Annotated in this window: 15 protein-coding genes and 1 pseudogene; 6 read left to right on the forward strand and 10 right to left on the reverse strand. The window is 43.9% G+C overall.

The features are described 5' to 3' along the window. The first annotated feature begins 13 nt into the window (after positions 1-13). The 4 genes from NXX38_RS16085 (at position 14) to NXX38_RS16100 (ending at position 4,802) form a co-directional block, all read left to right on the forward strand. Positions 14-736, forward strand: coding sequence for a lipoate--protein ligase family protein (locus tag NXX38_RS16085; protein WP_148366191.1), 723 nt, complete (start codon positions 14-16; stop codon positions 734-736). Positions 737-844: 108 nt separating this feature from the next. Then, complete coding sequence (locus NXX38_RS16090) at positions 845-2,209, forward strand: dihydrolipoamide acetyltransferase family protein (RefSeq protein WP_258980180.1); 1,365 nt, start codon at positions 845-847, stop codon at positions 2,207-2,209. A gap of 37 nt (positions 2,210-2,246) precedes the next feature. Continuing rightward, positions 2,247-4,283: a thiamine pyrophosphate-dependent enzyme gene (locus NXX38_RS16095; protein WP_258980182.1), complete on the forward strand. Its 2,037-nt coding sequence runs from the start codon at positions 2,247-2,249 to the stop codon at positions 4,281-4,283. Positions 4,284-4,295: 12 nt separating this feature from the next. Further along, positions 4,296-4,802: a flavodoxin gene (locus tag NXX38_RS16100; RefSeq protein WP_234131984.1), complete on the forward strand. Its 507-nt coding sequence runs from the start codon at positions 4,296-4,298 to the stop codon at positions 4,800-4,802. Between the two features lie 176 nt (positions 4,803-4,978). On the opposite strand, the gene prmA is transcribed toward NXX38_RS16100, so the two are convergent. Then, positions 4,979-5,845 (reverse strand): 50S ribosomal protein L11 methyltransferase, encoded by an 867-nt coding sequence (gene prmA, locus NXX38_RS16105; protein ID WP_258980190.1) that lies wholly within the window; start codon positions 5,843-5,845, stop codon positions 4,979-4,981. A 331-nt stretch (positions 5,846-6,176) separates the two neighbouring features. On the opposite strand from prmA, the gene NXX38_RS16110 reads away from it, so the two are divergent. Together NXX38_RS16110 and NXX38_RS16115 are read left to right on the forward strand one after the other, a co-directional pair. Next, complete coding sequence (locus NXX38_RS16110; protein WP_195649070.1) at positions 6,177-7,502, forward strand: hypothetical protein; 1,326 nt, start codon at positions 6,177-6,179, stop codon at positions 7,500-7,502. 25 nt (positions 7,503-7,527) lie between these two features. Continuing rightward, positions 7,528-9,198, forward strand: a complete 1,671-nt coding sequence (locus NXX38_RS16115; protein WP_195649071.1) for an OmpP1/FadL family transporter — start codon at positions 7,528-7,530, stop codon at positions 9,196-9,198. Positions 9,199-9,318: 120 nt separating this feature from the next. Here NXX38_RS16115 and NXX38_RS16120 read toward each other — a convergent pair whose 3' ends face one another. From NXX38_RS16120 to NXX38_RS16160, 9 genes and pseudogenes are all read right to left on the reverse strand, one after another. Beyond that, positions 9,319-10,125, reverse strand: a complete 807-nt coding sequence (locus tag NXX38_RS16120) for a fimbrillin family protein (RefSeq protein WP_195649072.1) — start codon at positions 10,123-10,125, stop codon at positions 9,319-9,321. Positions 10,126-10,165: 40 nt separating this feature from the next. Beyond that, positions 10,166-10,637 (reverse strand): annotated as a pseudogene (locus tag NXX38_RS16125) (nucleoside deaminase). Positions 10,638-10,791: 154 nt separating this feature from the next. Continuing rightward, positions 10,792-11,778: a Gfo/Idh/MocA family protein gene (locus tag NXX38_RS16130; RefSeq protein ID WP_004325616.1), complete on the reverse strand. Its 987-nt coding sequence runs from the start codon at positions 11,776-11,778 to the stop codon at positions 10,792-10,794. A gap of 519 nt (positions 11,779-12,297) precedes the next feature. Beyond that, a complete protein-coding gene (locus NXX38_RS16135; RefSeq protein WP_258980198.1) occupies positions 12,298-13,524 on the reverse strand; it encodes an alginate lyase family protein in 1,227 nt (408 codons plus the stop codon). Between the two features lie 41 nt (positions 13,525-13,565). Then, entirely contained in the window at positions 13,566-14,990 is a 1,425-nt protein-coding gene (locus NXX38_RS16140) for a hypothetical protein (RefSeq protein WP_195649074.1), read from the reverse strand. Positions 14,991-15,005: 15 nt separating this feature from the next. After that, on the reverse strand, positions 15,006-16,520 hold the full coding sequence (locus tag NXX38_RS16145) for an IPT/TIG domain-containing protein (protein ID WP_148366211.1): 1,515 nt from the start codon (positions 16,518-16,520) through the stop codon (positions 15,006-15,008). A gap of 19 nt (positions 16,521-16,539) precedes the next feature. Next, the gene (locus NXX38_RS16150) at positions 16,540-18,021 is read right to left on the reverse strand and encodes a RagB/SusD family nutrient uptake outer membrane protein (protein ID WP_258980200.1); all 1,482 of its coding nucleotides are present in this window, start codon (positions 18,019-18,021) and stop codon (positions 16,540-16,542) included. Between the two features lie 20 nt (positions 18,022-18,041). Beyond that, positions 18,042-21,158: a TonB-dependent receptor gene (locus tag NXX38_RS16155; protein ID WP_258980202.1), complete on the reverse strand. Its 3,117-nt coding sequence runs from the start codon at positions 21,156-21,158 to the stop codon at positions 18,042-18,044. Positions 21,159-21,181: 23 nt separating this feature from the next. Then, a complete protein-coding gene (locus tag NXX38_RS16160) occupies positions 21,182-22,384 on the reverse strand; it encodes an alginate lyase family protein (protein WP_258980203.1) in 1,203 nt (400 codons plus the stop codon). Between the last annotated feature and the right edge of the window lies 1 nt (position 22,385).

Genomic DNA, 22,385 nt, shown 5'->3' on the forward strand with positions numbered 1-22,385 from the left:
TTCCGCTTGATCTATGATTCGATGTATCTATAGTCCGTTTACTGATATTTACTTTCACTTGGCAGCAGAGGAATATCTGTTGAAGCAGGGAAATGAAGATATTTTCATGCTTTGGCAGGATACTCCTTCTGTGGTAATAGGTAAGCATCAGCGGTTGCGGTCGGAAGTCGATAAGAAATGGGCGGAACAGGGACGAGTACATATTGCCCGTCGTTTTTCGGGTGGGGGAGCGGTGTATCATGATTTGGGTAATGTCAATCTGACTTTTATAGAAACGGCTCCCCGTCTGCCGGAATTTGTTACTTATTTGCAGCGGACATTGAATTTCTTGAATTCTATAGGCCTGATGGTAAAAGGAGATGAACGATTGGGGATTTATTTGAATGGATTGAAAATATCAGGGAGTGCGCAATGCGTACATAAGAATCGGGTGTTGTATCATTGCACTCTGTTGTATGATACGGATCTGACTGCCTTGTATAAAGCTTTGAATCCGGAACCGATGGTTGATGATGAAACTTTATCGTCAGTATATGCTGTTCCTTCCGTTCGGAGTGAGGTAACCAATATTCGGAGTCACTTGCCGGAGGGAACTGTAACTGATTTTAAAGAGAAGGCTTTTCAGTATTTCAGTAAGTCCCAATCTGTCAGTGCTTTTAACGGGAAGGAAATAGAGGCTGTCAATCAGCTCCGGAAAGAGAAATATATTCAGAAAGAGTGGATATATAGTCGTTGATGTCCGGACTGGCTTTGTCAGTATCCGGTTAAAATTTACTTAACTTAAAACTTTCTATTTCAGCCCGTTGTTGTAATATCTCAAGGTTGAATAATAAATTAACTGTCTATGTCGAAATTCGAAATAAAAATGCCTAAGTTGGGCGAGAGTATAACCGAAGGGACCATCGTCTCTTGGTCTGTAAAGGTAGGTGATATGATTCAGGAAGACGATGTGCTTTTTGAAGTGAATACTGCCAAAGTAAGTGCGGAGATCCCTTCTCCCGTAGCGGGAAAAGTGGTGGAGATTTTATATAAGGAAGGTGATACGGTTGCTGTAGGAACAGTAGTAGCTATAATTGATTTGGATGGAGAAGAATCTTCAGGAACGGAGCCGGTAAATGTTTCTGAAACATCACCATCGTCAGCGGAAACTGCTAAGAACGAATCAGCGAATACTGCATCGAAACCTGTTGTTGCAGAGGAAGAACGTTGGTACTCTCCTGTTGTGATTCAGTTGGCGCGGGAAGCTAAGATTCCGAAAGAAGAGCTGGATGCTATACAAGGAACCGGTTATGAAGGGCGATTGAGTAAGAAAGATATAAAAGATTATATTGAAAAGAAGAAAAGAGGAGGTAGCGTTGAACCGAAGCCGGCATCTGCTGCTCCGGCCGCAAGCAAACCATCAGTTGCTGTTTCTTCTGAACAGGCAAGTCCGAAGGTTGCTCCGGCTACATCTGCCGCTGCTGCCCAGCCGGCTGCCACTTTATCTAAATCGTCTGCTCCTGTAGCAATGCCTGGAGTCGAAGTCAAAGAGATGGATCGTGTCCGCCGGATTATTGCCGACCACATGGTTATGTCTAAGAAAGTATCTCCTCACGTGACCAATGTGGTAGAAGTGGATGTCACCAAATTGGTGCGTTGGCGTGAAAAAAATAAAGATGCTTTCTTCCGTCGCGAAGGAGTGAAACTGACTTATATGCCTGTGATAACAGAAGCCGTGGCAAAAGCATTGGCTGCCTATCCACAGGTGAATGTATCGGTAGATGGATATAATATTCTTTTCAAAAAGCATATTAATGTCGGTATTGCCGTCTCTTTGAATGATGGAAACCTGATTGTTCCTGTGGTACATGATGCCGATCATCTGAATCTGAACGGGTTGGCTGTTGCTATCGATTCTCTGGCCTTGAAAGCAAGGGATAACAAATTAATGCCGGAAGATATTGATGGGGGTACGTTTACGATAACCAATTTTGGAACATTCAAGAGCCTGTTCGGTACGCCAATCATTAATCAGCCGCAAGTAGCCATCCTGGGAGTAGGGTATATCGAGAAGAAACCTGCTGTTGTAGAGACTCCGGAGGGTGATACGATTGCAATCCGGCATAAAATGTACTTGTCTTTGTCTTACGATCATCGGGTAGTAGACGGAATGTTGGGAGGTAACTTCCTGCATTTTATAGCCGACTATCTCGAAAATTGGAAAGGCTGATAACTGATTGTTTCATTCATTAAGAACTTCATTACTCATGAAAAAGAAATATGATATAAAGACTACAGATGTAGAAACCCTGAAAAAGTGGTATCATCTGATGACATTGGGGCGTGCCTTGGACGAAAAGGCACCGTCTTACCTGTTGCAATCATTGGGGTGGTCTTATCATGCTCCCTATGCAGGACATGATGGTATTCAACTTGCCGTTGGTCAGGTATTCACCCTCGGTGAAGATTTCCTGTTCCCATACTACCGGGATATGTTAACCGTGCTTTCTGCCGGAATGACCGCTGAAGAAGTGATTTTGAACGGTATTTCCAAAGCGACGGACCCGGGTAGCGGAGGACGTCATATGTCGAACCATTTCGCCAAACCGGAATGGCACATTGAAAATATCTCCTCTGCTACTGGTACACACGACCTCCATGCAGCAGGTGTGGCCAGAGCAATGGTATATTATGGACATAAAGGGGTGGCTATCACTTCTCACGGAGAGTCGGCTACTTCCGAAGGATTCGTTTACGAAGCTATCAATGGTGCCAGTCTCGAACGTCTTCCGGTGATTTTTGTAATACAAGATAATGGGTATGGTATTTCCGTACCCAAATCGGAACAGACTGCCAACCGTAAAGTGGCTGAGAACTTCTCGGGCTTCAAGAACCTGAAGATTATCTATTGCAACGGAAAGGATGTATTCGATTCGATGAATGCTATGACCGAAGCACGGGAATATGCTATCAGCACCCGTAATCCGGTTATTGTGCAGGCGAATTGTGTCCGGATCGGTTCGCACTCCAATTCAGATAAACACACCTTGTATCGGGATGAGAATGAATTGGAATATGTGAAAGATGCTGATCCCTTGATGAAGTTCCGCCGGATGCTGCTGCGTTATAAACGTCTGACCGAGGAAGAATTGCAACAAATAGAAGCTGATGCAAAGAAAGAATTGTCTGCTGCCAACCGGAAGGCTTTGGCTGCTCCCGATCCCGATCCTAAAAGCATTTATGATTTTGTAATGCCCGAACCTTATCAGCCACAGAAATATAAAGACGGTACACATGAGGCGGAAGGGGAGAAGACTTTTCTGGTCAATGCCATTAATGAAACATTGAAAGCTGAATTCCGCCATAATCCCGATACCTTTATTTGGGGGCAGGATGTGGCAAACAGGGAAAAAGGAGGCGTGTTTAATGTAACCAAAGGTATGCAGCAAGAATTCGGCGAGGCCCGTGTATTTAGTGCACCGATTGCGGAAGATTATATTGTAGGCACTGCCAATGGAATGAGTCGTTTTGATCCTAAAATTCATGTGGTGATTGAGGGAGCGGAGTTTGCCGATTATTTCTGGCCTGCCATAGAGCAATACGTGGAGTGTACACATGAGTACTGGCGTAGCAATGGGAAATTTGCTCCGAATATAACTCTGCGTCTGGCTTCCGGTGGTTATATCGGTGGAGGCTTGTATCATTCTCAAAACCTGGAGGGAGCTTTGACCACTTTACCGGGGGCACGTATTGTCTGCCCATCTTTTGCGGATGATGCTGCCGGATTACTTCGTACCAGTATGCGATCCAAAGGCTTTACTCTGTTCCTCGAACCGAAAGCATTGTATAATTCGGTAGAAGCGGCAGCAGTAGTGCCGGAAGATTTTGAAGTACCTTTCGGGAAAGCACGTGTTCGTCGTGAGGGAACAGATTTGAGCATTATTACCTATGGCAATACCACCCATTTCTGCCTGCACGCAGCAGAACGATTGGAAAAAGAAGGTGGCTGGAAAGTGGAAGTCATTGATATTCGCTCCTTGATTCCGTTGGATAAAGAGGCGATATTCGAATCGGTCAAGAAAACGAGCAAGGCATTGGTCGTTCATGAAGATAAAGTTTTCTCCGGTTTTGGTGCGGAACTTGCTGCTATGATTAGTGGAGAGATGTTCCGCTATCTTGATGGACCGGTGCAGCGTGTGGGGTCTACTTTTACCCCTGTCGGTTTTAATCCGATTCTGGAAAAGGAAATTCTGCCGGATGAGACCAAGATATACGAGGCTGCCCGGAAATTATTGGAATATTAAATAGTGTGGATTATGAAAAAGATAGGCTTATTTTATGCTACCAAAGCTGAAAGAACGAGTTGGGTGGCAGAGAAAATACAGAAAGAATTTAGTAAGGAAAAGATAGAAACAGTGCCTATTGAACAGGCTTGGCAAAATGACTTTGAAGCTTATGACTGTTTTATTGTCGGTGCTTCAACTTGGTTTGACGGAGAACTTCCTACATATTGGGATGAATTGTTGCCGGAGTTACGGACAATGAATTTAAAAGGAAAGAAAGTTGCAATCTTCGGGTTAGGAGATCAGATACGTTATCCGGAAAACTTTGCGGATGGCATCGGATTGTTGGCGGAGGTATTTGAAGAGGATGGAGCTACGCTAGTCGGCTTTACTTCTTCCGAGGGTTACACTTTCGAACGTTCCAAAGCTTTGCGTGGCGGGCAATGGTGTGGTCTGGTTGTTGATTTGGATAATCAGTCTGAACATGCGGAAGAGAAAATAAAGGAATGGTGCCAACAGATAAAGAGGGAGTTCGCGTAACAACTATGTGAAGACCTCGTTCATAATAATCTGATCTTCTCTCTTCTACGAGATAGTGACGCTATCCAATAAAAATGGTGACGGTATATGATTGGGATACTGACGGTATCATTGTCATATAGCGTCACTATTTTTTTTATATCAATCAAGAGTTTTGTGTTTATTAATAGCGTATATCAACCATGATTTTCGGTTGCCCCTTTATAAATAAACTTCACCTCTGCCCAACGATTCTTCTCTTTATAATGGATAAAAGTCAGTCCGTTTTTTCCGGCTTCTTCCCGGATGGAGTCAATGTCGTCTACATAAAATCCGCTCATATAGATTTCAGAATCAGTATGCATACAGGCAACATACTGTTTCATATCATTCAGTAATATATTCCGGTTGATATTGGCAATGATGACATCGAAAGGTCCTTTTCCGGTCAGTGACGAAGCATCTCCCTGTGAAACCACAATGTCATCTACATGATTCAATCCGATATTTTCGATGGAGTTGCGTACACACCATTCGTCGATATCGATAGCCGTGCAAGGACGTGCACCTCGCATTCGTGCCAGAATGGCAAGAATTGAAGTTCCGCAACCCATATCCAGCAGGGATTTATTATTCAGTTCGTTGTCCAGTAATTCTTCAATAATAAGGCTTGTCGTTTCGTGGTGTCCGGTGCCGAAAGCCATTTGCGGGTTGATAACAATGTCATATTCCGCTTTGGGAACATCCTGATGGAAAGTACTGTGAATCACACAGCGGTTGCCAATGATAATAGGTTGGAAGAAATTCTTTTCCCATTCTTCGTTCCAGTCCTTGTCTTCTGCTTCAATATAAGTATAGGTGATTTCTGTGTCGGGTATAGGAAATTCATCTATCGCATTTTTTATAACAGTTTCGTCACATAAGGATTGTTGGATGTATGCAGTCAATCCGCCTTTGCTTTCAACAAAACTTTCGAATCCGGCTTCGCCTAATACAGCAGCCAATACATCATTCACCGTTTCGGTGCAAGGATGTGTCTGAAATGAAAACTCAAAATATTTCATAATCTTTCTTTTTATCTGAATAATGATGGGGCAAAGATACTCAAAAACGAAGTCTTGACGAAGTTTTTTAATGAAGTATATGTTGCTATCAACAAAAGCTCCAAATGGACTTCTTTGATTTGTATATATCGTATGTGAAGTTTACCATACCTTTGATATCATAAGTTAAATAGACGTATTTAGATAGAATCAAACACCTCTTTTTCTCTATAAAAGTAGTGAAATAGGGATTTCCCTATTATCCTTTGGGGAAAATCTCCCTCGAACGAAAAATCTCTTCCTTATCTTTGTAACGTGAATAAGTTTAAGTAATTACATAAACCGAGATGATATGAAAAAGATTGTTTATTTCTTGCTATTTGCCTTGTGCCTCCCGATAGGCTTGATGGCACAAAGCGTTGATGACGACCTTTACTTCATTCCTTCAAAAGACAAACAGGAGAAGAAAGAAACTCCGGTTAAGAAGGAACCGAAGAAACAGGTGACCAACATCTATACTTCACCGGGTACTACAGTAGTGGTTCAGGACCGTAAGGGAAGAACACGGGATGTGGATGAATATAACCGCCGTTACGATGCACGTGATAATGAATTCGTAATGGATAATGATACCTTATATATAAAAGAAAAATCTAATCCGGATTTGGACGGAGAATGGGTGACAGGTGAATTCAATGGTACGGAAGACGACTATGAATACGCTGAACGTATCATCCGTTTCCGCAATCCGCGTTTTGCTATCAGCATCAGCAGTCCGTTGTATTGGGATGTAGTTTACGGTCCGAATTCATGGGACTGGAACGTATATACCGATGGTATGTATGCTTATGCATTCCCGACATTCAGTAATCCGCTCTGGTGGGATTGGCGTTATGGCTCTTACGGCTGGGGATGGAACTATGGCTGGGGATGGAATCGTCCTTATTACGCTTGGGGATATTCTCCGGGTTATTGGGGCGGCTGGTATGGCGGCTACTGGGGTGGCTGGTATGGCGGCGGTTATTGGGGACATCACCACCACTGGCACGGTGGTCCTAGCTGGGGCTGGGGCGGAGGTGGAAGCAGTCATTGGACAGGCCCTACCTATACGAATCGTCGTTCTTCCGGACAAAGCAGTTACAGAAATTCGTCTCGTCAATATGGTTCGAGTGCTGTTCGTTCCAGTGGCTCTTCAGTTCGTGGAGGTTCTGCAGTTCGTTCTGAAGGTAGTTCTGTTCGTTCTTCAAGTTCTACTTATAGCAGAGGAACTACTTCCAGGCGTGTAGTGGGCACACGGACTTCAGGTGAACGCAGTAGCTCAAGTAGTCGTAGCAGTGCTACTTATTCTCGTCCAAGTAGTACTAGAAGTAGCGGAAGTTCCTCATCTTCCCGTTCGACTGGTTCTTCTGGTTATTCGCGTTCGTCCGGAACCACTACTAGGAGCAGTAGTGCAAGATCAACTTATAGTCGCGGTAGTTCAGAAGCACCGCGTAGTTATTCTCCAGCAAGTAATAGTAATACCCGTTCTTCTTCCTATGGTACTTCTCGTTCTTCTTCACGTAGTTATTCTCCAGCTTCGTCAGGTGGTAGCAGTTCTCGGGGCAGTTATTCGAGTGGTGGTTCTTCTAGGTCATCATCAGGTGGAGGATCCTCTCGTAGTGGCAGTGCCAGAAGATAAGTATTAATTAAACGGTTTTACAAGAATGAAAAAGATAAGTGTTTTAATTGCTCTAGGGATGTTGATGATAGCACCTTGGGGAATGGCACAAACGATATATGACGGTGCCAAACTAACAGGAAAAGATTTAAATGGAACTGCTCGATTTGTGGGTATGGGTGGAGCTATGGGAGCTCTTGGAGGAGACATATCTACGATAGGGACTAATCCGGCAGGTATTGGCCTTTATCGCAGTAGTGATGTAATGACTTCATTTGGGTTTTCTCTTTATGGAAATGAAAGTCAGTATTTGGGGAAGAAGTTTAATTCCGATTTAACTAAGGGAGATTTTAATAACATCGGATTTGTATTTTCTTCGAAGATTGGCAATGAAACTCCGCTACGTTTTGTGAATTTCGGTTTTAACTATCATAAAGCGAAATCATTTAATAATAACATGCGCATGGAAGGTAATTTGGGACTTTACTCCCAAACTTATCTAATGGCATCTCAAGCAGCTGGCATTGAAAAATGGGGAGATTCGCCTTATACGGATAATGGTATTGGTTGGCTATCTATTTTAGGCGCTGATGCTGGACTGATTAGGGATATAACAATACATGACAAGACAGGAGGGGTAAACAATATTCCTTATACCTATAAGGATGAACAAGGGAAGGAGGTACAGTATAAGGATATAAATGGTAATCCTCTTTATATCTCTCCTGGACATTTTGAAGGAATGTTGGATAATGGGTATGCAAACTTTCGCTCGGAAGAACGCGGTGGAATTGATCAATATGATTTTAATGTATCATTTAATTTTAATGATCGGGTATATTTGGGGTTGACGCTAGGTGCTTATTCTGTAGATTATAATAAGTATACTTTTTATGATGAGGATTATGGAAATGATGAGGGATATAATTTGCAGAGTTGGAATAGAATAAAGGGTTCTGGCTTTGATGTGAAGTTGGGAGCTATTATTCGTCCTTTTGAATATTCGCCTTTTCGGGTTGGGCTAGCTATACACACGCCAATATTTTATAGTTTGGATTATAAGACAAGTGCACAAGTTATATCGGATGTGATGGATGTTGTAACTGGAGAAATAAAGGGGTATGACGTAAAATCATGGGATAATCTTCCAGGAAAAGGGGATATGATTCTTCCTTTCGATTTTCAAACTCCTTGGACTTATAATGTAAGTTTAGGATATACGGTGGGTAAGAGCTTGGCTTTGGGAGCAGAGTATGAGTATCAAGATTATTCTTCCATGAAATTTAAAGATACCGAAGGTAATTCTTCTGCTTATGAATTTGAAAATAGTACGACATCTATGTTGAAAGGGGTTAGCACGGTTCGTCTTGGTTTGGAGTATAAGGTGATTCCACAGTTTGCTTTTAGGGCAGGATATAATTATAGTACGGCTGCTTTCCATCAGGATGCTTTCAAGGATTTGGCTATAAACTCTATTCAGACAGACACGGATTTTGCTAACTCTAAATCAATGAGTAATTATACATTGGGTATTGGTTATCGCGGATCAATGTTTTATGCTGATTTGGCTTATAAATACTCTACATATAAAGAAAATTTCTATCCGTTTGTGAATGGACTTGTAGATGGTGGTGATACAGTTATTGGTTCACCGGAAGCAACGAAAGTGACGAATACACGTAGCCAAGTGTTGTTTACCGTAGGTATGCGCTTCTAATCTAATAAAGAGACAGTTTTCAATTTCAATAATAACTTTTGTGTGTAAAAAATCCCTGGAATGCTGAGTGTCTACAGCGGTTCCGGGGATTTTTATTAGTATCGCTGTTATTCTTTTGTTTTATCTGCGTAACGGAGTCCGTTCATCAATAATTCCGCGACCTCCGTAAAGTCTCATCGTAACAGGACTTCCGGCTTCTATGGTAATATCCTGATCTGCGATGATAGGTTCTTCCTTATCGTCTACGATTACAGAACCAATCTTCTCACCAGCTTTGATTATTTGTGGAATCAAGTTAGTCAGGATACCTTCTGAAATTTTCCGGATACTGATATATTCCGGGGTTGCATTCTTGTCAGCTTCGATTTTACCGTTGAAAAGATCCTGCACACCTTTGTTCTTCAGGAAAAGTTTAACGATTGCTTTACCTTCGTACGGGTTGCCTTTTTCATCAAGTAGAATAACGGGCGCAGTCATTCGCTTGAATGTAAGGGCTACATTGCTAGAACCTTTGCGGGCTTGGGCTGTGCCGAACAAATATTCTAAACCGCCTTTGATATCACGGTAGCGACTAAAGAGGGATCTAGTCGTTACATCACCGGACAATTCAGGATAATGAGCATAGAAAGTTACAGCTTCCGAATCTGTAGCTGTCTCGCTCCAATTTTGGTTATCTACTCCCAAGGTAAAAGGCTGATATTCCTGCTCGGAAACGGACATTGAAATGACATCTCCGGCTGAAAAACTACTTTTTAAAGGAAGTGACAGGGTACTGCTGCTACGAGTAACAGCGTCAGTGATACTTTCATTGTCGACAGTAGTAAGAAAGTTGATACCTTCTTTACTGGGGGCTTGCAGTTCGTCTTGTTGTTGACAACTGAACAGGCATACTGATGCCATCACAAATAAAAGGCTTTTTCTTTTCATTTGAGGGATAATTAATAGGTTAATAATAGTGAGAGGTTTTTTAATATTCTACTCTGTCTTCTTTGGCCGCCCAGGCTTTGAAGGCAGTAAGGGCTTCCATTATGCAATAAGATTTCGGAAGGAAGCTTTCTGTCTTCAGGCTTCAGTTCCAGTTCGTCATAAATAAAAGAGTCATCGAAGCCAATATTCTTGGCATCGGTCTTATTGTTTCCATAGTACATTTTATCCAAACGTGCCCAGTAAATAGCACCGAGACACATGGGACAAGGTTCGCAGGAAGTATAGATTTCGTATCCGCTAAGATTAAAAGTACCGAGTTTGGCAGCTGCGGCACGTATTGCACTCACTTCGGCATGAGCAGTTGGGTCACAAGATGCCGTAACACGATTCACTCCTGTTGCAATTATTTCCCCCTCTTTCGTGGCAATCACAGCACCGAAAGGACCTCCACCATTTTTAACATTCTCTTTGGAAAGCTCGATTGCTTTCCTCATTAAGGCTTCTTTAGTCATGGTACAAAAAAGTATATTGTTAGTTTCATTTTTTCCTTCTCTTCTTTATACAAAGATAGAAAAAACTAACAATATACAATGGAATATCCCTATTAATTTTTTTACAGTATCGGTAAACTGCGGAGAAGAATGATACTTTTTTTGCTTTTTGGGGTTATAGTTTGCCTAAAATTTTATCCATTACCCAATTAGTAAGCGTTGCGCTTTCACCGTCACAGGAGCAAACGGACTTACCCAATAAGTGATCTACCACTGCTTGAATGAGAGGTTGTTGCACATGTTCCGGGTTACCGATGCAGATTTCTTCCCGTCCTTTTTCGGTATGTAAGCCTATAGGTTCATAAGTAAAAACAGAGAAACAAATCATTCCCTTGTCACCGATAATTTCAATACGGTCTTCGCGGGCAGAGTCATGGGCTACGAAACACCAGGAACCGCTACCAACCAATCCGTTATCAAATTGGAAACAGGCGCTTAATGTATCTTCAGCAGGATAAAGTCCACCCCGATTACTCTTATAACCACTTGCTTCGAGGATGCAGCCGAACATATCCTGCAACAAATCAATCTGATGCGGAGCAAGGTCATAGAAGTAGCCACCTCCGGCAATGTCAGCCTGCACACGCCAGGGAAGATTATCGCGATTGTAATCCAGATCGCGTGGCGGTTGGGCAAAACGAATCTGCACATTGATGACATTACCGATAGTCCCGTTCTCTACCAATTCCTTTACTTTCTGGAAATAGGGGAGATAACGGCGATAGTAAGCTACGAAACAAGGAACTCCCGTTTCATTGGATATGCGGTTGATGCGTGTACATTCTTCGTACGTCACAGCCATTGGTTTCTCAATATAAGCAGGTTTGCCTGCTTTCATGGACATAATGGCATACGTAGCATGTGAAGAAGGAGGAGTGGCAATGTAGACAGCATTTACTTCCGGATCATCGATCAGTTCTTGTGCATCGTCATACCATTTTTTGATTCCTCTCTCTTTGGCATACGCTTTCGCCTTCGCACCGTCACGACTCATTACGGCTACGACTTCCGAATGTTCTACTTTCTGGAAAGCGGGACCACTTTTTGTCTTGGTTACTTCTCCGCAACCAATAAAGCCCCATTTGATAATCTTTTCACTCATAATATATACCTATTGTGTCTGCTTTAACAACCCCCCAAAGATAAAGCTATTTTTTGTCAAGAGCAACTTTATTGATTATTAACTTGGCAGAGACAGTGGGAAAACAGACATTACGTTTTACTTCAATAGAGGCTCTGCTTTACCTGAACAGACGATCTGTTTGGTGAAAACAGAGCCTCTAAAAGATGGCAACGCACACTCTAATTCCGGTAAGAAGCAAGGTGAAGACCGCTATGCCCCGGGTTGAAGGAGAAAGAATACCGGGCAAAACAGAAGGGAAAGCCGGGGTGGGGGGAACTTTCCCCTCTATGAATATGATTTTTCCTTTGATATATAAAAAGAAAGGAGGGAATCACAATTCCCTCCTTTGCGTGTAGTTTAATTGAAACTACTTTATCATTAACTCTGTAAAGATACGATATTCGGAAGCGAAAGTCAAGTCTTTGAGGCTTTATTTGCTTTTTATTTCTCTATTCCACCGGATTGGATGGGTAGGCTTCCGGAGTATATTCTCCTTTTTTACAATGCATCTTTCTCTTTCAGGAAAAGAAGATTGAAAAGCTCTTTGGAGTTCTTTTTTCGGAACTGCTGATATGCCTTTAAATAATCGGTGCGAGTGGAATCGAGCAGATACAGTCGATACAGGTCTTTACATAATTCCTGTTGTTTACTGTTCCATTCGCTGATTTGCTTGTAAGGCCATTTTTTGACTCCCTTACCAAGATATGGCTTCAGAAAATCGGCAGCTTTGTAAATGCTTCGTCCGTCGGCAGAGCTGACGGAAAGAACAGGTACATGGGCTTTTTCTCCCATAGTCGCAATATCTATCAGATGTTGCAGATTAAATTCTGAATATCCGAAAGCCAATGTCCGGCGTAATTCTTCGGGTTGTTTGCCGTCCGGTTCAATCTGTTTGAATACCCGCTTCTCGGGAACTTCCCGAAGTATCCGTTCGGCTACTTTATGATTGCCTGTATAGAGTGCAAATGCGATGGCCTGTGCATCATAAGCAGTACTATGATTGTTGGGGCGGCTGGCTTCTTCTTTTCCTTGTTCGCTAGTCAGAATCCAGTCCAGTAATTGCCCGAACCATTTTTTTAGCTGCTCTGAATCTTTCGAGGTGAACGAACGGGATTTTTCAAGAAGCTGGACGGCATCCAGCATTTCCACTAACGAATAAGTATCTATCACACCATAGCAACGGCCAAGATCATTATTATGTCCGGGCGCAACCTGTGCATATTTCAGATGTGGATTCATGCAGGTTTTCTTATCCAGAAACCAGACACGAATCTGCTTGGTTGCTTTTAGTGCATACTGTTCTTTGCCACTGAAATACCACGCAAGTGCAAGTGTAGTGACATTATTTGCCATTTCTCCCAAGCGGTTACGGTCCAGTTTATCCAGTTCCGGATTGGACACACCATCACGGCTGATATAAGGTTTACCGTCCGGCTTGGTAGGGTCCGGCCAGAAATAGCGTGCCTGGCTCAAGTAGTCGTGCTTGTCTCCGCTTGGTGGTGTCTTATCTTTCATCATAACAGAAAGATGGTGGGCGTTCAAAGCCTTGTCTGCCTGCTTTAGCAAGTTCTGATAAGTGGCGCTGTATGCGGGTTGGTTGAGAGACTTTTTCACTTGTTCCAAATGTTCCGCATTCCAGATGCTCTGGGCGCAAACAGTCATTGCAACAATACTGAAAGCCAGTGACAAACGGATTCTCTTGGAGTAGTTCGCTCGTAGATTCATGGGATAATATAACTTTTGGGGTACTCGTTTTATTGTATTGTCTATTTCTCGTAATATACATTCATAATGATGGTATTCAGCTTTCTGTCTGTTTGAATATTCAGTTGTTTCACCCAGATCAATCCGAATTTCTCCTTATGATAGAAGTAATACACTTCTCCTGCTGCAATAGTCGGAGTATTTGTTTTGATATCAGACGCTTTCACATCTCCGATGTCATCCCGAATATTGGTGATTTCACCATTTGTCACTTTGGCAATCAGTGCGTCATCCGTGACTTTCTTGAACGGGGTTGTCTGCGTAGGCTCTTTCCAGATGGCATAATCATTCAGATTCAAAGCTGTACCATTGCAAAACTGACTGTTCAGAAGATTGGTTCCGATATTGGCCGGATTCAACAGACGCGCTGTGGGCGCACCGCTAGTATTATCCATTGCGAAAGTAACCCATTCCTTATGTTCGACTACATCGCATGGAGTCATCGTCCGTCCATTCGTAACATCAAAGAAAGCATTCTCCGTTCCATGACTTCCCAGTTCGATATTTTCCCAAAGGATGTATGGCAGGGTAGGTGTCGGTTTCACTGTTACGCTTCCCGATACAGATAGTTCCTGATTATCCCCCAGCACATTGTCATACACTAATACTACATTGTCGATTACTAAATTTTCGGTAATGTCTTCGGGAGCTTTGAAAGAAAGACTGGTAGCGGTAGCTGTAAACTCGTATGCTTGTCCGTTTACCATTAGTTTCTTGATAATATTCAGATTGGTTCCGGCCAGCGTAATAGTGGCTCCTGTGCCCACTTCTCCTTCCAGAACAGTGGTGACAGTAGGAATAACCGGTGGCACGATTACTTCAAAATCATTAGATACATTCACGGTATGGGTGGTATACGTAACGCTCAACTGAACCTTTTTAGTTATATCGAAAGTAGAGGGCACAGTTACCATCAGTGAAGTATGCGAACGGTCTGGATTGGGATCGAAAGATACCACTTGATCTCCGAAGTTTACCTTAGTAATCAGGTGCATATTCTTTCCTGTAAGTGTGATCTTATCTCCGATAGTAGCAGAACTCACATCAGTGGTGACACCCGGCACTACCACTTCGAAAGCATCACTCAAAGTCAGTTTGTGTACAGAATTGTAAGTGGCAACGACAGAGATATGTTGTGTCACTTCGAAATTATCGGGCACCGCCACTATCAGTGTGGTTTGCGAACGGTTGGATGGCTCGGTAGTGATGTTGACCACCTGATTGTCAAAAGCCACTTTAGAGATCAGATGCATATTCTGTCCGGTAAAGGTAACCTCGTCACCGATTGCTACGGAATAATCCGTAGCCGGTGGATTGACAGATGTTTCCGGAATTATGATTTCATTGTCACGGGTACATCCGTACAACAAACCTATCAGGCAGAACAGGACTGCCGATAATGCGGTAAATTTATATTGTCTTTTCATTGTCTTTCGTCTTTTTTAGTAACGTTGGTAATACAGGTCGAAAGTAATCGTTGCATTGGCATCATTCGTCGCCTTAACAGCGTCAAAGTCTACATTGACAGAACGGATAATCATAATACCGAATTTATTCTTCTTCAGGTTCTTGAACACAACGACACTGCCTGCCTTGTATATATTCGATGCTTCCTTATCCTCCGCTTCCGCTTTCTGACGGCTGCGTACCGAGTTGGAGCCTTCCGCATCCATGTCAATATTGAATAATGCTTTGGTAATCTCGTCGGTAGGAGATATTTCTTCGATGTTTCCTTCTTTAATGTTTCTAATCAGTTCGCCATATCCTTTGCTTTCCTGAAGTACAAGAAGTTTGGTGACAGTAGAAGTAAACTCACCAAAGTTTTCGTTGACTTCGGCTTCCGTAGAAGAACTCTTCAATGGAGGTAATGGAGTACCGTTACACCAGTAATTTCTCAAATTAGCCTTTATGTTCTGCGGACCGTTCAATGCAAAGTCATTATTACTGTTGTGTACCGCTGCAAAATCAATCAGGGCACGGGAATCAACATCTTTCAGGATACAAGTGGTGGAAACCTGTCCGGTAGTTCCGTTAATCATATTACCAAAATCTTCATTGCGGTGTGCGCCCATCTTCAGATTCGGATAGCTGAATACTCTCGGAATAAATACATAACAGTCATTCCGTAGCGTCAGACTGCCTGTTCCCTCATAATATTTGGCCAGAACGTCCACAGTAGCACTCTCCGGCAATTCCGGAACACGGAATACAATGCTGTTGGCAGTTTTCTCAACGAAGTTAGTCACTTTCACTTCATCCCCGAAATGGATGCTTTCAATCAGATTCAGGAAAGTTCCGTTGAGGGTAATCAGACTTCCCTCGGTCACCCGTTCTGCCATTGCGTCAATGGTCGGAATATCTTTGATGATCTCAAAAGCAGGACCCTCCGGTTGAGTGAACTGCTCTCCTGTAGAGTCAAGATAATAGAGGGAGATAGGAGCGGTATCCGTGATGACGAAAGGAATGGTTGCTACAATTTCTCTTTCGGACTGATAGGAGATGGAAGCCTCTTTATCGCCGAAACAAACTTTAGACACGATGTCCAGATTCTCACCTTGTATTTCAATCTGATCTCCCACGTGCGCCCCGGCAGGAACATTCTTCACTTGGGGAACCGGATATACAATCGTAAATGACTGCTCACTTTCCGTCTTTTTTTCTTTCGTACTAAGAACGATTTTCCCGTTTCCGGCATTGGCGGGAACTACAATAACAATCTCCTGTTGAGAGAGCTTATAGCGTATCGTAGCTTCTACGCCACCAATCGTTGCTTTTTGTATATCGCGCAGGAATTCTCCTTTGACAGTGATTTCCTGTCCGAACTTACCGCTCGTCGGGGTGAACTCTATAATTTGAGGATCACCCTGTTCGGTGACATCAGTCGATTCTTTTTCGTTGCAACCTGCCAGCGCAGTGAGAACGAAGAAGATGAATAGGCTATAGAATTTATTTTTCATGATTCAGTGTCTTTTAGTATTAATAGTTAGGGTTCTGTGTGATGACGCCCGGATTGTTGTCGATCACGCTTTGTGGAATCGGCAGTATCAATTGGTAATCCTGCAACTTGTTGATCTGTTGGGTATAGCCAGCATAGAAATCCCATTCCGTTTCCTGAATATGCTTGTTGACCACCTCTATGGCCTTGCCCCAACGCAAGAGGTCGAACCAGCGTTGATTTTCGAAAGCCAGTTCCAAACGACGTTCTTTCTCAAGATAGGTACGGAATACGTTACGGGTAGTCACAGCGTTACTCTCGATTTTGCTTAGTCCGGCACGTTCACGTACCAGATTCAGGTATTTCAATCCGGCAGAAGGACCGTCTACTTCGTTCAATACTTCCGCATACATCAGCAGCACATCTGCGTAACGGATAATGGGCCAGTCATTTTCAGCATCGTATCGTACAGATACTTCTGAAAGGAACTTCTTGACATAAGCAACCTGTGCTTCCATCTCTTTGCTCTTATCATAATAACTGTCTGCCATGCTGACGTCCTTTCTTAAATCCTCTTTACTGTAAGCAGCGGATATTTCTTTCGTCGGGTAATTCTTACCGTCACCGCTACCGGTGATTACATTCGCGCCACTGTTCTGCGGTGCAAATGTATTGGCAAACGGAGAACCGATACCCAGGCTGCCGCTTTTGTAGCGTACAGTGAAGATAATGTCATCGTTCATTTCTTTGGTCGTGTCGAACACATCGGCATATTTGACATTCAGCGTTTCGCCTTTAACAGTCACTACATCGCTTAGTAACGGTTTGGCATCTTCATACTGTCCGAGGGTAAGATAAACCTTTGCCAGTAGTGACTTGGCTGCCAGTACCGTGGCGCGTCCCAAGTCATTGGAACTATACGTAACATCCTGCAAGTCCGTGACAGAACGTTTCAGGTCGTCGATGATTTGTGAGTAGGTAGCCTGTACCGAACTGCGGTTTTTTCTTAATGATTCTTCCATACTGATCTCTTCCGTCACCAGAAAGGTGGGACCGAAAAGACGCACCAGATTGAAGTAATGATAAGCACGGATAAAGAGTGCTTCACCCTCGAATTGTGCACGCTTCTTTTCGTCCTCCACTACGTTCAACACTTCGGGAACCAGTATCGAGTTACAGTTATTGATGTTCTGATAAGTAGCCTCCCAGTAAGTACGGATATTCGGGTTGCTGGCGTCCATTGTTCCGAGGTCCAGTGCCAGCAGTTGCATGAATGCGTCATTACTGGAACGGGTGCTGTTCATGCGGGTATTGTCCGAGCGGAGTTCCGTCAGCGCCCATTCTATATTTAACGGATTGTGCATACCTCCGTAACAGCCGATGATAGCAGTATTCACTTCCGCTTCATTCTTATAGAAGTTGATATCGGCTATGTAAGAATCTGGCATGATGTTCAAGTCGCAGGAGGCGAGTCCCAACGCACAGGTCGAGAGAATACCGATGAATGTATGTTTTAGTTTCATTGTTATTTGTCTTTAAGGAGTTAGAAATTAAGTTCGAATCCGAAAGTGACTGTCGATTGCAGGGGGAACCCTCCGGACTGGTAACCGTTGATAAGGGGAGAACTGTAAGAACCACTCGTCTTGCGTGCTTCCGGATTAATACCACGGTAGTCCTTGGACCAGATATAGAACAGGTTCTGTCCTGAAGCATAGAGACGGAGTGAGTTGATTCCGATCTTTTTCAATTGCTTCTTATTGAACTTATAACCTAAAGTCACGTTGCGCAATGCCACATACGAGCCGTCTTCGATCAGGTAATCCGTAAATTCCCAGGCGACACCGCCGTTTGCTGCGAAAGAGGGAGTTTTTCCGTCACCCGGGTAGTCTGCGCTGATCCAGCGGTTTTTCACGTAGTTGCGGTTGAACTTCTTGGTTTCGGTAAAGTAACCGTCACCGTTGAATACATCCAGTCCGTGAACTCCCTGAATCATGACGTAAAGGTCGAATCCTTTCCAGGTCAGTGTATTGGTGAATCCCCATGTTGCTGTCGGGAATGGGTTGCCTATTTCTGTACGGTCTTTGTCATTAATCACTCCGTCATCGTTGATATCTACAATCCGGAGACTGCCCGGTACGGCGCTGGCCAAGTGGGGAACAGCGTCCACCTCTTCCTGACTTTTGTAAATGCCGTCTGTCTTGTAGCCGAAGAAAGAAATGGCTCTCTTGCCTACCTGTGCCAGATATGTTTCGTTACGTTCACCCGTAGAGATCAGTCGTTCTTCTCCCGAAAGTTCCAGTAACTTGTTGAAGTTGGAAGAGATATTGAATGAGCTTTCCCATTCAAAATTCTTGGTGCGGATATTATGAGTGTTCAGTTCTATCTCAATACCACTGTTGCGGATGCGTCCGATATTATTCCAGTAGTTATTGAATCCGGTGAAAGAAAGAACCGGCTGTTTGAATAATAACTGTTTGGTGATGGAGTAGTATCCGTCCACTGTCAGGTTGATGCGGTTGTTCAGGATGCTCAAGTCAAATCCGGCGTTGTATTCGTAAGTCTGTTCCCAGGTGATGCGGTTGTTACCTTTGGTTTCGCTAGTTTTGGCGAGTCCGGAGATCAGGTTGCCGTTTCCCTCTCCCAATGCATAGTTGCTGGGATAGAGCAGGTCATAGAATGAATTGGCGGGAATACTGTTATTACCCGTCACACCGAAACTGGCACGGACTTTCAGCAGGTTCAGCCAACCGAATTGTTTCAGGAAAGACTCTTCCGAAGCACGCCATCCCACAGATACCGAGGGGAAGTAGCCCCATTGATGCCCGTCGGCGAAGAGAGAACTTCCGTCTGTACGGATACTGGCAGAGAACAGGTATTTCTCATCATAACTGTATGTGGCACGTGCCAATAGGGACATCATTGCCGTACGGTATTTCTGGGTGTAAGTTCCGTCAAGGTCGAAAGATGTTGCGGCATTCAATGTATGGATATAGTCGGTGGGGAAGCCCAGTCCGACGATACCGGCAGTTCTTTCAGAAGTAGTCTGCGCTGTGTAGCCGGCCAGTACGGAGTAGTCATGCTTCCCTGTCTTTCCGGTATAGTTCAACGTGTTCTCGCTCAATAAGTCGATATACAGACGGTTGGTATAAGTACCCATAGCAGATTCTTCATCTTTCTTCGCTGCATAATCGCGATATTGATTGTTCTGGCGATACTTGATAAAGAAGCCGTTGGAAGTGGTGAATACCAGTCCTTTCATCAGTTGGACATTGAAAGAGGCATTCGCCTGCAGGTTGTAATCCTCGCGGAAACGTTCTTCCGTATCCATCAGTGAACGCGGATTGTTGTTGCTCGAACCGAAAGGACTGCTGGTCGGGGTGAAAGTGGTTCCGTCTTCACGGGTATAAGTAACATTGCTGAAGTCGCTGCCTCGTGCATACGAACCGATAGGTTTGCCGGTCAGTGCGGAGGTGGCGGCTGTATGGCGTACAGGCATGAAAGAGGGCGTACGATAGAAATCCATGAAGTTGGTGGCAGGAGTTTCTGTCTTGGTGTACGACGGTGCCAGATTCAAGCTGAAGTCTACCCGCTTGGATAGTTTGGCAGTGATGCGTGAACGCAGGTTCAGGCGGGTATAGTTGCTGTTGAGCATGATACCGTCTTCCTGTGCATAGTTGCCCGAAATATAATAAGTGATGTCATTCTTGCCACCCGATACGGAGAGCTGCACCTGGTGAATCTGCGGACTGCTGTTCAATCCCTCTTTCTGCCAGTCGGTGTAGTTATCAATGAGGCCGAAAGCCTCCTCTGTCTGTGACATTGTTTTATTTTTCAATACCGATTCATATCCGATCATGCTGCAATAATCCTGTGAACTCATGATGGGATGTAACTTATAAGCCCATTTCAAACCAGTGGAGGCTTTCACGCTGTATTTTGGTTTACTGGCTTTTCCTGTCTTGGTAGTAACCAAAATAACGCCATTGGCGGCACGTGAACCGTAGATGGCTGCCGAAGCGGCATCTTTCAATACTTCGATGGAAGAAATATCCGCCATATCGAGTGTGGAAAGACCGTCCGGTGTGGGGTAGCCGTCGATGACAATCAACGGAGAACTGTCGGCACTGATAGAACCCATACCACGCACACGGATTTGTGGGGCGGCTCCCGCTTCGGAAGTAGAGTTCTGGATATTGACACCGGCAATTTTACCTTGTAATAACTGGTCTACCTGGGTCACGGGAATATCTGTCAGGTTGTTGATATCCATCTTGGACACAGATCCCGTCAAGTGGGACTTTTTCTGCACACCATAACCTACGACTACCACTTCATCCAGTGTCTTGGTATCTTCCAGCAGGTGAATATCCAATTTGTTTTTACCGTTGATGGCAACTTCCTGTGGGATGTATCCGATGTATGAAACCACCAGGATAGACTTGGAGGAGGGGACACTCAACGTAAACTGACCGTCCATGTTGGTGATTGTACCTGCGGTACCACCTTTTACTTTCACATTCGCTCCGGGGATTCCACCCTGACTGTCGGTCACTGTTCCGGTGACGGTAAACGACTGTGCATAAGTGACGGTAACGCACGGAACACAGAATAACAGCATCAATGCCATTACCAAAGGGTAATGAATAAATTTGTTCTTCATCTGATTAGTATTTTAAGTGTTTCTTATTCTAAACTATAGATTAAATGAATTCTTTTGTTGGCAGGTGTCTTGCGGAATTGAGTGCCGATGGCTTCATATCCGGCTTTCGGATCAAAGAAGGAGGCACGGCGAAGAATCCAGCAAGCTTCTTCCTGTTTCTTGTCCCATTCCTTGATTTGTTGGTAAGGCCATTCGCTCTGTGGTTTGCCGATATATGGAATCAGAAATTTCAGTGCTGCCGTAATGGAACGTCCGTCCGGACTGGTGGCGGTGTAAATATCCTGTTCCAAAGTGGAGGCGATCGAACACATATCGAGCATATGTCCCAGATTGAAGATGGTATATCCTAGGGCGGTGGTGCGTGCAAGTTCCAACGGTTGCTTGCCGTCCGGTTCTATCTGCGCGAACAAACGCTTTTCGGGAAATTCCTGAATGGTTTTCATTGCAAGATCTTGATTGCCTGTATATAGAGCATAAGCTGTCAGTTGCACGTCATAAGCCAGACCGTGATTGTTCTTTGCTCTCTGTTCTTCGGCAGCTACGGGACTGGTCTGCATCCATTCCACTAGTTGCGTGAACCATTCTTTCATCCCTTTCTTTACTTTGGGAGTAAATGCTTTCGAGTTCTCCATCAATGTCATGGCGTCAATCATTTCTGTGAATGAGTAAATATCAATCATACCTGCACCACGTCCCATGCCTTTATTCTTTCCGGGGATGGTTTGTCCGTAAGTGAGGTTCGGATTCATCTTTGTCTTGGCATCCAGAAACCAGACATTCAGGAAGTCTACGGCTTTTTGCGCATATTTCTCATCACCGGAGAAGTAATAGGCAAGTCCCAGTGTGGTGACTGCTTTCGACATATCTCCCAGTTTGTTGCGGTCGAGCTTATCCAATTCCGGATTTCTTAGTCCGTCTTTACGGATATAGGGCAAACCGTCCGGTTTGGATGGGTCCGGCCACCAATAAGGCCCCATGCTCATATAGTCGTGTTTGTCTCCGCTATCTGCTGTCATCGTTTTATCCATTACGGACGGCGGAGTCATCTTCAAAGCCTTGTCGGCATCTCTTAAAAGAGTTTTGACGGCAGGGGCATATAGAGGTGAATCGGCTTTTTCTTTTACTTTAGCTAATTTTTCCGCAGCATAGATGCGGGTGTTGGCTACCTGTGCGTTCAGTGTGAAAGCAGAGGCGAACAATAATGTGCATACTAATAAGTTTTTCATA

The organism is Bacteroides sp. BFG-637 (assembly GCF_024793605.1).
GTDB lineage: Bacteria > Bacteroidota > Bacteroidia > Bacteroidales > Bacteroidaceae > Bacteroides > Bacteroides vicugnae.

Bases quoted from the DNA above. Each gene is read 5' to 3' on its own strand.
- NXX38_RS16085 (WP_148366191.1), top strand. From the start codon at position 14: ATGATTCGATGTATCTATAGTCCGTTTACTGATATTTACTTTCACTTG.
- NXX38_RS16145 (WP_148366211.1), bottom strand. From the start codon at position 16,520: ATGAAAAATAAATTCTATAGCCTATTCATCTTCTTCGTTCTCACTGCG.
- NXX38_RS16135 (WP_258980198.1), bottom strand. From the start codon at position 13,524: ATGAATCTACGAGCGAACTACTCCAAGAGAATCCGTTTGTCACTGGCT.
- NXX38_RS16090 (WP_258980180.1), top strand. From the start codon at position 845: ATGTCGAAATTCGAAATAAAAATGCCTAAGTTGGGCGAGAGTATAACC.
- NXX38_RS16130 (WP_004325616.1), bottom strand. From the start codon at position 11,778: ATGAGTGAAAAGATTATCAAATGGGGCTTTATTGGTTGCGGAGAAGTA.
- NXX38_RS16150 (WP_258980200.1), bottom strand. From the start codon at position 18,021: ATGAAACTAAAACATACATTCATCGGTATTCTCTCGACCTGTGCGTTG.
- NXX38_RS16110 (WP_195649070.1), top strand. From the start codon at position 6,177: ATGAAAAAGATTGTTTATTTCTTGCTATTTGCCTTGTGCCTCCCGATA.
- NXX38_RS16120 (WP_195649072.1), bottom strand. From the start codon at position 10,125: ATGAAAAGAAAAAGCCTTTTATTTGTGATGGCATCAGTATGCCTGTTC.
- NXX38_RS16155 (WP_258980202.1), bottom strand. From the start codon at position 21,158: ATGAAGAACAAATTTATTCATTACCCTTTGGTAATGGCATTGATGCTG.
- prmA (WP_258980190.1), bottom strand. From the start codon at position 5,845: ATGAAATATTTTGAGTTTTCATTTCAGACACATCCTTGCACCGAAACG.
- NXX38_RS16100 (WP_234131984.1), top strand. From the start codon at position 4,296: ATGAAAAAGATAGGCTTATTTTATGCTACCAAAGCTGAAAGAACGAGT.
- NXX38_RS16095 (WP_258980182.1), top strand. From the start codon at position 2,247: ATGAAAAAGAAATATGATATAAAGACTACAGATGTAGAAACCCTGAAA.
- NXX38_RS16140 (WP_195649074.1), bottom strand. From the start codon at position 14,990: ATGAAAAGACAATATAAATTTACCGCATTATCGGCAGTCCTGTTCTGC.
- NXX38_RS16115 (WP_195649071.1), top strand. From the start codon at position 7,528: ATGAAAAAGATAAGTGTTTTAATTGCTCTAGGGATGTTGATGATAGCA.
- NXX38_RS16160 (WP_258980203.1), bottom strand. From the start codon at position 22,384: ATGAAAAACTTATTAGTATGCACATTATTGTTCGCCTCTGCTTTCACA.